Source organism: Longimicrobium sp. (genome assembly GCF_036280135.1).
GTDB lineage: Bacteria > Gemmatimonadota > Gemmatimonadetes > Longimicrobiales > Longimicrobiaceae > Longimicrobium.
In genome coordinates, this window is record NZ_DASURI010000113.1 from 1 (window position 1) to 10,308 (window position 10,308).

The 10,308-nt window shown below is 70.9% G+C and carries 11 protein-coding genes; 3 read left to right on the forward strand and 8 right to left on the reverse strand.

Going from position 1 to position 10,308, the window contains the following annotated elements:
- Positions 1-334: 334 nt before the first annotated feature.
- Positions 335-1,342, reverse strand: coding sequence for a YpdA family putative bacillithiol disulfide reductase (locus tag VFZ20_RS03535; protein ID WP_329682446.1), 1,008 nt, complete (start codon positions 1,340-1,342; stop codon positions 335-337).
- Between the two features lie 289 nt (positions 1,343-1,631).
- Here VFZ20_RS03535 and VFZ20_RS03540 point away from each other — a divergent pair, with 289 nt between their 5' ends.
- A complete protein-coding gene (locus tag VFZ20_RS03540; protein ID WP_329682447.1) occupies positions 1,632-2,654 on the forward strand; it encodes a hypothetical protein in 1,023 nt (340 codons plus the stop codon).
- 329 nt (positions 2,655-2,983) lie between these two features.
- Here the strand turns inward: VFZ20_RS03540 and VFZ20_RS03545 are convergent, their stop codons facing one another.
- From VFZ20_RS03545 to VFZ20_RS03565, 5 genes are all read right to left on the reverse strand, one after another.
- Positions 2,984-3,118, reverse strand: a complete 135-nt coding sequence (locus VFZ20_RS03545) for a hypothetical protein (RefSeq protein WP_329682448.1) — start codon at positions 3,116-3,118, stop codon at positions 2,984-2,986.
- 178 nt (positions 3,119-3,296) lie between these two features.
- Positions 3,297-4,487 (reverse strand): aminotransferase class I/II-fold pyridoxal phosphate-dependent enzyme, encoded by a 1,191-nt coding sequence (locus VFZ20_RS03550; RefSeq protein ID WP_329682449.1) that lies wholly within the window; start codon positions 4,485-4,487, stop codon positions 3,297-3,299.
- Between the two features lie 7 nt (positions 4,488-4,494).
- Positions 4,495-5,088: a hypothetical protein gene (locus VFZ20_RS03555; RefSeq protein ID WP_329682450.1), complete on the reverse strand. Its 594-nt coding sequence runs from the start codon at positions 5,086-5,088 to the stop codon at positions 4,495-4,497.
- Positions 5,089-5,092: 4 nt separating this feature from the next.
- Entirely contained in the window at positions 5,093-5,569 is a 477-nt protein-coding gene (locus VFZ20_RS03560; RefSeq protein ID WP_329682451.1) for a peptidylprolyl isomerase, read from the reverse strand.
- Positions 5,570-5,670: 101 nt separating this feature from the next.
- Positions 5,671-6,627, reverse strand: a complete 957-nt coding sequence (locus VFZ20_RS03565) for an ATP-binding protein (protein ID WP_329682452.1) — start codon at positions 6,625-6,627, stop codon at positions 5,671-5,673.
- A 180-nt stretch (positions 6,628-6,807) separates the two neighbouring features.
- On the opposite strand from VFZ20_RS03565, the gene VFZ20_RS03570 reads away from it, so the two are divergent.
- Positions 6,808-6,996, forward strand: a complete 189-nt coding sequence (locus tag VFZ20_RS03570) for a hypothetical protein (RefSeq protein WP_329682453.1) — start codon at positions 6,808-6,810, stop codon at positions 6,994-6,996.
- 254 nt (positions 6,997-7,250) lie between these two features.
- Here the strand turns inward: VFZ20_RS03570 and VFZ20_RS03575 are convergent, their stop codons facing one another.
- The gene (locus VFZ20_RS03575) at positions 7,251-8,237 is read right to left on the reverse strand and encodes a carbohydrate kinase family protein (RefSeq protein WP_329682454.1); all 987 of its coding nucleotides are present in this window, start codon (positions 8,235-8,237) and stop codon (positions 7,251-7,253) included.
- Between the two features lie 440 nt (positions 8,238-8,677).
- On the opposite strand from VFZ20_RS03575, the gene VFZ20_RS03580 reads away from it, so the two are divergent.
- Positions 8,678-9,835, forward strand: coding sequence for a carboxypeptidase-like regulatory domain-containing protein (locus VFZ20_RS03580; protein ID WP_329682455.1), 1,158 nt, complete (start codon positions 8,678-8,680; stop codon positions 9,833-9,835).
- A 98-nt stretch (positions 9,836-9,933) separates the two neighbouring features.
- Here VFZ20_RS03580 and VFZ20_RS03585 read toward each other — a convergent pair whose 3' ends face one another.
- Entirely contained in the window at positions 9,934-10,296 is a 363-nt protein-coding gene (locus VFZ20_RS03585) for a MerR family transcriptional regulator (RefSeq protein WP_349264057.1), read from the reverse strand.
- Between the last annotated feature and the right edge of the window lie 12 nt (positions 10,297-10,308).

Genomic DNA, 10,308 nt, shown 5'->3' on the forward strand with positions numbered 1-10,308 from the left:
CCGGGAATGCTGTTTTCGGATGAGAACGAGCCTAAGCGAGCGGAGGGGGCGCTCGCGTGAGGCCTGCTACACGCCAGAACCAGCCCTTTCTGTTCACGGAGCGCCGCGCGGGCTCAGCCTGGGCACGATCCATGGCGTCGACCGAAGGATCTTGTGTCCCTGCCTGGGAGCCCGTGCCGGTGCATTGAGTCCGTGGATCGGACGCAAGATCCTTCGTCGCCGCCGGGGTACTGCGCGCGGGCCGAGTTGGCGCGGCGGCTCCTCAGGATGACGCTGCTGCGCGAGATCGGAGGAAAAGCGCGACGGCGCTCGTCCGCAGGCGAGGAACGGCTCCTCAGGAGCCGCGACCCAGCTTCGCGGCGACGCTGGACGCGATCAGGGGGCCGTGCAGCTTGCCGTTCTCGATGAAGATCTTGTTGGCGTCGTGGCCGCTCACGATCACGCCGGCCACGTACAGCCCGGGCACGTTCGTCTCCATCGTCCCCGGATCGTGCGCGGGGACGGCCGTCATGGGATCCACGTCGATCCCCAGCTCGCGCAGCCAGCTGGGATCGGGCTCGTAGCCCGTCATCGCCAGCACCCAGTCGTTGGGCACCGTGCGGCGCTCACCCGTCTCCACGTGCTCCACCACGACCTCGAGCGGACGGATCTCCACGACACGCGACCGCCACAGCGCGGGGATGCTCCCCTCGGCGATGCGATTGTCGATGTCGGGCCGCACCCACGGCTTTACGCCCCGGTCCAGCTCGTCGAACAGGTGCACCACCGTCACCCGCGCGCCCTCGCGCCAGCACAGCAGCGCCGCGTCGGCCGCGGAGTTGCCGCCGCCCACCACGAGCACGTCCTGGTCCCAGTACCCGTACGGCTCGTCGAAGTAGTAGACCACCTTGCCCAGCTCCGCGCCGGGCACGTCCAGCCGCCGCGGGTTGTCGTAGTAGCCCGTGGCAACCACCACGGTACGGGCGCGGAAGGAGCCCTCCACGCCGTCGCGCGTGCGGGTGTGGAGCACGAACCCGTCGGCGGCGCGCTCCACCGTGGTCACCGCCGTGTACTGCCGCACGTCCAGGCCAAAGTAGCCGGCCACCTTGCGGTAGTAGCGCAGGGCCTCGCGGCGCGTGGGCTTGTCGCCGGAGGTGGTGAACGGGATGTCGGCGATCTCCAGCTTTTCCGGCCCGCTGAAGTAGGTGACGTACGTGGGATGGTCCTTCATCCCCTGCGTGATGGCGCCGCGGTCGAACAGCACGCACGACAGCCCCGCCTGCGCCGCCGCCACCCCCACGGCGATGCCGCACGGCCCCGCCCCGATCACGGCGATGTCCGCCGCGTCCGCTCTATCCGTCATCTGCTCACGCTCGTTCGGTCCATGGATGCGCGCCGGCCGCATTCGCCGGGCGCGCTTACAATTTCGCGCGGACGCCCGGCGCGCGCGAGGGGCCCCCTCACCCCGCTCGGGCCCTCACCCCGCTCGTTCCTCGCGGCCCTCTCCTGCAAACCGCGCGGGAGAGGGGACATACTTCGACGAGTCGTTGTGCGCGGAAGCCAGCGGCGTGCCACGTCGCGCTTGTGCGGTGCGGCGCGTCCAATCACCTTGGCGGAATCCACGGTCTTCCCTGCCCCGCATCCGCCCGCCGATGACCGTCCGCCGCCTAACCATCGTCCTTCTCCTGCTCGCCGCGTGCTCCGACGCGCAGCCCGCGCGCGAATCAACCGCAACGCGTGACGCCGTCGCCGCGCCGGCAGCGGAGGGTACGGCGAACGAGCGTGAGGCGGATCTGCCGGACTTCGGTGACCGGCGCCTCTTCCTGAGCCTCGACTTCCCCGGCTGGACGACGATGGAGACCCGTTCACCGGCGGACCGCCTGGCGCGGCTGCATGCGCTGGGCATCCAGCCGGTCCGGTCGGACAGCACGGGGCCGCGCGAGGCGTACGACACGATGGAGATGGCCGGCTACGATCCGAATGGCGAACAGGCCCGGGCCTACCACTTCGTGGACTTCAGCGGCGACGGCGTGGACGACGTCATCTACAGCGGCGCCTGGTACATCCGCAACGAGAACGGCGAGTTCGCCGCGGCGGAGGGGACCCACCTGAAGCTGTACCAGGTGATGAATGGACGCGCCGTGCTGGTGATGGATCATCACGGCGACTTTCAGCGCCTCTTTCGCGGCCGCCCCGGCGAGCCGGCCTCGTTCCGTGCCATCCACCACGGATGCTGCGCGGACCCGGAGTGGTCCTTCGACTACTACCGCCCCGTCCGCGCGGGCGACACGGTGCGCTACGAGCCGTACCATCGCGTGATGGGGCGTGAGGGGGTCCAGCTGCCGGCCACGTTCCTCGCGCGGCCGCGCGCGTTCACGGTGGCCAACGACGGCTACCTGCTGCGCGAGTCTCCCTCCATCGAGCCGGACCCGGCGGCGGAGGAAGACTGGTATCGTTGGGAGGGGCACGGCAACGCGCTGGCGGAGTACGGGCGCGGCGCGCGCGGGATCGCGCTGGCGGAGCGCACGGACGGAACCGGGCGCGTGTGGTGGTTCGTGCGGATGGACGGCCGCACGCCCCCGCGCGACGCGCAGTTCGATGAGCAGAACGGCGAGGGTATCCGACTGGACCGCCTGGGCTGGATGAGCAGCCGCTTCCTCACCGCAGAGCCCTGACCGGCGATCCGGGATCACTCACGATTACTGGACCGGAAGCCGTTGCCTTCCTGAGGGGCCCTTACGAACTCGACCGCACCGGATGCGTGCGGCCCCGAAGGATCTTCTCGCCCTGGCAGGGATCCCGTGCAGCGGCGATGTCCCTGCTCCGCGAAGGAGATCCTTCGGTCGCGCCTATAATTTGGTGAACGGGCGAGTGCTGCGCGGGCGCTCCCTCAGGAAATCAACCGGTGTGCGGCGGGAAGCGAATCCGGGATGAAAACGACGCGGCGGCGGAGACCTGCATCTCCGCCGGCGCGTTCGTCATCCCTGGCTGACTCGCTGATCCGCTACGGAGTCCGATCCACCGTGGACGAGTCGCCGCTCGCGCTGCAGGGAGGATCCGGACACACGCCGGTGTCGTTGCCGCACGACGTCAGGGCAAGCGCGAGCAGGACGCAGAGCAGGGCGGAGATGCGCTTCATGGGATTGTGCCGGAAGAGGGAGTGGGAGAAGGCTTCGGGTAGAGAACAGCAATCTCACACGGGGCCTGCGGCCAACGGAGTCAACGGTTTTATCGGTTACCGTTATCCCCGTTGGCCGCAGGCCCCGTGTGCCATCATTCCGTAACGCCGTCCCGCGCGGGGGCGATCGCCGATCGGGTCAGTCCGCCGCTTCGCGCTGCGTGTCTTCCGCGCCGCCGGCGGCGCGCAGGGCTTGGTCGAAGTCGGCGATGATGTCCGCCGCGTCCTCGATGCCCAGCGACACGCGGATAAAGCCGTCGCGAATGCCGCCCGCCGCGCGCTGCTCCGGCGTCATGGCCGCGTGCGACGTGAAGCGCGGCTCGCTGATGAGCGTCTCCACGCCACCCAGGCTGGTCGCGTACTTGGCCAGCCGCAGGGCCCGCACGAAGCGCGTGGCCGCCTCGTCCCCGCCCGCCAGCTCGATCCCCACCATCCCGCCGAACCCGTCCAGCACGCGCGTGGCGGTCTCGTGGTCCGGGTGCGAGGGCAGCCCGGGGTAGAACACCCGCGCCACCTCCGGCCGCGATTCCGCCCAGCGCGCGACTTCCAGCCCGTTGCGGTTGTGGCGCTCCATCCGCAGGGCCAGCGTCTTGATCCCCCGCTCCAGCAGCCACACGCCGTGCGGATCCAGCACCGGGCCCCAGATGCGCGCCCGCTTGCGCACCTCGGCGATGTACGCGGAACTGCCGCAGAGCACGCCGGCCGTCACGTCGCTGTGGCCGCCCAGGTACTTGGTGGCCGAGTGCATGACGATGTCGGCGCCGTGCTCCAGCGCGCGGTAGTTCACGGGCGAGCCGAACGTGGCGTCCACGATGACGGCGGCCCCGTGCGCGTGGGCCGCGTCCGCGATGGGCCGCAGGTCCAGCACGCGCAGCACGGGGTTGGACGGCGTCTCGCCCAGCACCACGCGGGTGTTGGGGCGCAGGGCGTCCGTCCAGCCGGCGGAGAAGAAATCGACGAACGTGGTCTCGATGCCCAGCCGCGACAGCTCGTCCGTCAGCAGGGCACGCGTGCCGCCGTAGATGTCCGTCGTGGCCACCACGTGGTCGCCGGCGCGCAGCACGGAAAGCAGCGCGCACGCCATGGCCGCCATCCCGCTGGCGACGAGCACGGCGTCGTCGGCCCCGTCCAGCACGGCCAGGCGCTCCTCCACCACGCGCTGGTTGGGGCCGTTGCCGTAGCGCGTGTACAGCACGTCGCCCTGGCCGGACGGGTCGCCGTAGAAGGTGGTGCTGGGCACCAGCGGCATGACCACGGGCGCGCCCAGGTGCGGCGCGGGATCGCCCGCGTGGATGGCGCGCGTGGACGTGCCGTTGTAGGGAGACTGCATGGAAAGGCTACTCCTGCAGAAATGCGGACAGTGGCGACACGCTTCCGTCCACGTGCACCGCCGCCACGCGCTTGAGGTAGAAGTGGGCCAGCGCCGCCGTCACCGTCTCGCGGGCCAGGCCCGTGTCGGCGGCCAGCTCGGCGCGCGTGGCGTGGCCGCGGCCCACCAGGGCGTTCCACACGGCGCGCTGGGCGTCGTCCAGGATGCCCAGCAGCTCCACGCCGCCGTCGTCGTGCACGGCCACGAGCAGCAGCTCGTGGCGCTCCAGCACGGCCTCGATGGCCTCGATGTGGTGCTCCTGGACGTTGCGCACCAGGAAGAACGCCTCGGCCGGCCGCTCGTCGCCCAGGTAGCGCAGCAGCAGCTTGGCGACGATCTCGTCCGCGCAGGAGTAGTCCAGCACCCGCACCTGGCTGAAGTCCAGGATGGAGAGCGTGACCTGGGGCTCGCTCTCCATCTCGGCGATCTGGCTCTCCACGCCCGTGCGGATGGCGCGCCCCGTGGGGCGCGTCACCAGGTTGCTGAAGAGCGACGTCACCGATCGCCTGGCCGCGTGGGACAGGTCGATGGGGAGCGGAGCGACCCTGCGCCCGTGCAGCATGGCGTCAGGAGGAGGCGCCCTCGTTCACCGTCACCGACTCCATCTTGTCGCCGCGGGCGAGCTGGAAGATCACGTCCTGCCCCTCGGTGACCTTGCCGAACACGGTGTGCACGCCGTTCAGGTGCCGCGTGTTCTGCTCGCTGAGCACGATGAAGAACTGGCTGCCGCCCGTGTCCTTGCCGGCGTGCGCCATGGAAAGGGCGCCCACCTCGTGGCGGTGCGGGTTGCCGGCCGTCTCGCACTTGATCTGGTAGCCCGGGCCGCCGGTGCCCACGCGGGGGTTGTTGAGCCCCTGCTCGCCCTTGGTGAGCGGGTCGCCGCCCTGGACGACGAAGTCGGGGATCACGCGGTGAAAGATGATGCCGTCGTAGAAGCCGTCCTTGACCAGCTTCTCGAAGTTGGCGACGGTGCCCGGCGCCTCGTTGGGGTAGAGCTCCGCCGTGAAGGAGCCCTTGTTGGTCTGAAAGGTTACCGTCGACATGGGCAAGTGCGTGAGTGCGTGAGTGCGTCAGTGCGGAAGTTGGCTTCCGCGCGAAAATCGACGTCGGTGCGTACCTTCGTACCCCGTACCTTCGTACCGTCCTAGGGGCGGCGGATGCCGGGGCGAACGCCGGGCCGGGTGCCGCGCGCGGGCGGGGCCGCCTGCTGGGGCGGGGCCGGGTCGCGCGCGGGAAGCACGATCAGGATCTGCGCCCCGGGAAACGCGGCCAGGGCCGTCACCAGCGGCTCGCCGTCGTCCCAGTCGGGCACGTCGGCAATGCGGGCGGTGCCGCTGCGGATGGCGATCTTGCCACCCCAGCGCAGCACCCGCTTGCGGATCTGCTTCAGGCCCTGGCCGCGGCCCGGATCGCGAAAGCGCGTGACGCCGTGGATGAAGGCCGCCTCCAGCGCCGTGGCGTCGCTCCAGCGGTCGCCAAAGCGGGCCGCGTGCTCGCGCTCCAGCGATCCGCGGAAGCCGACTCCGAGGTCGGCCACGGCGATGACCACGACGCGCTTGTCGATGCGGCGCCAGCGGCGATACGTCTGGATGCCCACCCAGCCGGCGCCCTCGGCGTGCTCCACGATGTTCTGCGACACCTCGCTCAGCAGCATGCTGAACGCCATGGCGTCCACCTGCGAGTAGCCCAGCTGCTCCGACAGCAGCTTGCCGATGCGGTGCTCGTTGAGCTGCTCGATCACGCCGTGCACGTCGTCCGGCGAGCCCACGACGGTGATGGGCAGCAGCACGCTGTTCTCCGCGGGCTTGGCGCGGGGCGCGTCGTGCATCTCGAACACGTCCTCGGCCGCGGCCACGAAGCCCATCCGCGTAAAGTACCCCGCCACGTCGGACGACTGGGGAAACTGCAGGATGGGCCGCACCTCGTCCCGCGTGAAGTACTCGCCCAGGGCCAGCAGCCCCGTCATGCCGTACGGGTCGGCGAAGCGGACGTGGCGCGCGTCGAACAGCACTCGCTCGTCGCCGGCGCGCGAGGCTTCGGCGATGAGCGCGTCGAACGCGTCGGAGTCCAGCGTGGGGGGGACGGCTACGACGCGGGTCATCGTGCGAGGGCTCGGGGCGTGTTCATGCGCGGAAACGTAGCACCCCGACGCCGGGGGAGAAAGTGCGGCCGGGGATGCCGCGCGGGGGAACGGTCGAGGTGCTTGTACCAGGCCGGGCGGCCGCCTACCATGAGGGCGGCGCCGCTCCCGCGCCCTTCCTCCCCATCTCGCGAGGTTCTCATGGCGACACTCAGCGTCGGCAACCTGCTGCTTTCCGTGGACGTGGGATTCGATGGCCAGCGCGAGGACGCGGATGCCGCGCCGCTGCTCGGACCCGATGCGCCCCCGCCTCCGCAGGGCGACGGCTTCGGTCTCGGCTGGCCAGCCCCGCCGTCGGACGCAGATGGCATGGGCGTCGGCTGGCCGTGACGCGCGCGACGCGGCGGATTGGTGGAATCGTAGAGTCGTGATCCAGCAGGGAGGCGGGCCTCGCGACCGGGCAGTTGAAACCGCGGCACCGAAACGTGATGTCGGCCTTCGCCGACGGCTCATGCCACGCGCCGTCTGCGTGCACCTTGGCCGGCATTCAGCCGGTGGGGTCCGCGCGAAACCAGTACCCAGAGCGGTTGAAGCCTCACGCAGTTTGTGAGGCTTTCCGCTGTCGTTGCGGCGGCTTTAGCCGCTCAGGCGCGGACCTCGCCGCCCTCGCTCCGAACCAGGTGCTCGTACAGCGTCGCGGCGCCGCGCACGGCCATCTTGCTCCCGGCAAAGCGGTGCGCGCGGCGGACGGCATCGTGCACGGGCAGGCCGCCCAGCAGGCCGCAGATGAACGCCGCGCCCCACACGTCGCCCGCGCCCGTGGGATCGCCGGGGCGAGGGCCCTGGTCCGGGAGGATGGTATCCGCGCACAGACCGGCATCCGCATCCGGCCGATGCGCGGGCCAGGCGAGCGGATCGGCCGGGAAGCCGTCGCGCACGACGGCCGTGGCCCCGTGGCCGCCCTGCGTCACCACGACGAGGCCGGGGCCGTGCGCCAGCAGCCGCGCCGCGCGGGCCGGCACGGGATCGCGCGGGTCGCCGCCCAGCATGGCCAGCTCGTCCTCGTTGAGCTGCAGGCCGTGAAAGCACGCGGCCCAGCGCTCCCACTCCGGCAGGCTGCGGCGCGCGCGGACGCCCGCCCCGGGGCAGCCCAGGAAGAGCGAGTGCAGGTCCGCGTACAGGGGCCCGGCAAAGGACGCGCGCACCCGCTCCGTCGTCTCCAATCTCATCTCGAAGCCGGAAAGGTAGTTGACGTACAGCGCGTCCAGCCCCTCCAGCCGCGGCGCCAGCTCGTCCCATTCCCACGCGTTCACCCCGCCCGTCAGCCGCTCGCCGCGCCGCTCCTCGTCGGTGTAGCGCAGCTCCACGCGGTTGTTGGGCTCCGGCACCACCAGCACGCCCTCCCCCGCGACGACGCCAGGGAGGGTGGCCATGAAGCGGTGCGCCTCGTCGGCCAGGTCGCGGCCCACCTTGACGATGGGGACGATCTCCCAGCCGTCCATGCGCGCGGCGGCGGCGCCGGCCAGCGAGTACGCCAGCCCGCCCCACGTCTCGAACGGCCGGCCAGCCCGCACGTCGGCCAGGGTCCAGATGGTGTCCCAGACGAACGTGCCGACGACGCCCAGCTTCATGAGTGCGAAAGTGCGAAAGTGCGAAAGTGCGAAAGTGCGAAAGTGCGTGAGACTTTCTCGCGGAGCACTGCGCGGGATGACAAAACTGCTGAACATCTGAATGGGCGTTCATGCCCCCGCACGTCAAGATCCGTCGCCCACCGGCACGATCGCGCGCCGTCAGCGGGAGCCGTCCCGGGATGAAAGGCGGGGCGGGCGCGTCCCGGCCGTCCCGGGTCCAGGTGCGGCATCCCTGTCCCGCTCACGTCACCGGGGGGATCACGCACGAGCCCATCCGCGGCCCGGCACGGCGGTTTTCTTCGCAAGACGCGGCTGGTACAGGAGATGCCCCTCCCAGGAGGTGGGGAAACGCTGCTCACCTCTTGCCCCGGGCGCCCGGAGAGCGCTCATCCCACCTCCACTTCCTTCCTTTCTTCATCTTTTTCATATGGTGAACTCTCATGCGCATCTTGCCAGAACACTCGTTTCGCCCTCCCGGGCCCGTCGCCACGATGCTGGCCATGCTGGTGGTGCTGGTGCTCGCCGCGTGCGTGCCCGGCGGGATCGGGCCGCAGGCGCCTGGTGGCGGGCGCGAGGCGGTCGTGAGCGGGCTCGTACGGTCGATCCAGGGAGGCCCCGTCGCGGGCGCGGACGTGCGCGTGGCCGGCGGCGGATCGGCGCGCACGGACGCGGAGGGACGGTTCTCCATCACCGGCGTGCGGCCCCATGAGCGCGCGGCAGTGTGGGTCACCAGCGATTCCTTTGCCACGGCGGCAACCGCCTATCCCGTGCGCGCCGGCTACGAGACGGTGGTCTACGTAGACCTCATCCCGGCGGCCCCGCCCCAGCGCCTGGACGCGAGCCGCGGCGGGCGCATGCCGGTCGGAAGCGGGGGGTCGCTCCAGATCGAGCCCGGATCGCTCGTGGACGCGTCGGGGCGCCCGGCCCAGGGCACGGTGCTCGTCCGCGCCACCTACATCGATCCCGCCGATCCGCTGCACGTCCAGGCGGCGCCCGGAAACTACATGGCGGTCGACGACCGGGGAGGGATGCGGCTCCTGCGGACCTACGGGATGGTGGACATCACCGCCACCGACGCGTCCGGGGCCCGGCTCTCCCTCGCGCCGGGACGCACGGCCACCCTGGACTGGCCCGACGCGGGAGGCGCAGGCGGGGCGCTCTACCGGCTGGTCGACACCGGCGACTGGAGATACGAGAGCCAGGGGCCGCGTCTCGTTCCCTCGCTCGGGGTGTGGAACTACGACACGGATCGGACGTACGTGTGCCTGCAGGTGCAGGTCACGCCGGCAGCCGCAGGGGTGGTCGTGCGTGCGCACGGCACAGGCTACTCCACGCAGGGGACGACCGACAAGGATGGACGCGTGACCCTGGCGGTGGAGCCGAACGCCACCGTGATCCTCCGCGTGCCCGGGTCGGGGCTTCCCGGCAAGGGCGTCCAGACGTCCGGCCCCGGCCAGTCGTACGACGGCGCGATGCGCTGCCCCGCGGGCGCCTCCACGTCGGCAACGCTGGACATCCCCCCGGCCTCCGGGCTCGGAGTGGGCAGGCAGAGTCACCAGCTTTCCGGACTGTACCAGTGGAGCCGGACCCAGGAATAAACGGCGCGTGGTAGCAGAAACCCTCCGATGGGGCATCCCATCGGAGGGTTTTCGTTCATGCTGCACCGCACCGCGCGGACCCGCCGCCCCATTCGCCCTCACCCCACGGGCGCCAGCAGCTCCAGGATGTCCTCCAGCTCCGCGCGGAGGGAGCGGATGAACGAGCGCTCCAGCGCGCTGGAGGCCAGTTCGGCGGCGGCGCCTTCCTGGCGCAGCTCCTCGATGCGCTTGCGGGCGCCTTCCAGCGTGTAGCGCTCGTCGTGCACCAGGTGGCGGATGAGCGCGATGAGCTCCAGGTCGCGCGCGCGGTACACGCGGTTGCCCGCGCGGTTCTTGGGCGGCGACAGCGCCGGGAACTGCGTTTCCCAGTAGCGAAGCACGTGCGGCTTTACGTCAAACAGCTCGCACACCTCGCCGATGGAATAGAACTCCCGCTGCGGCCGCTTCACGGGCGCCTCCACGTCGGGATGGCA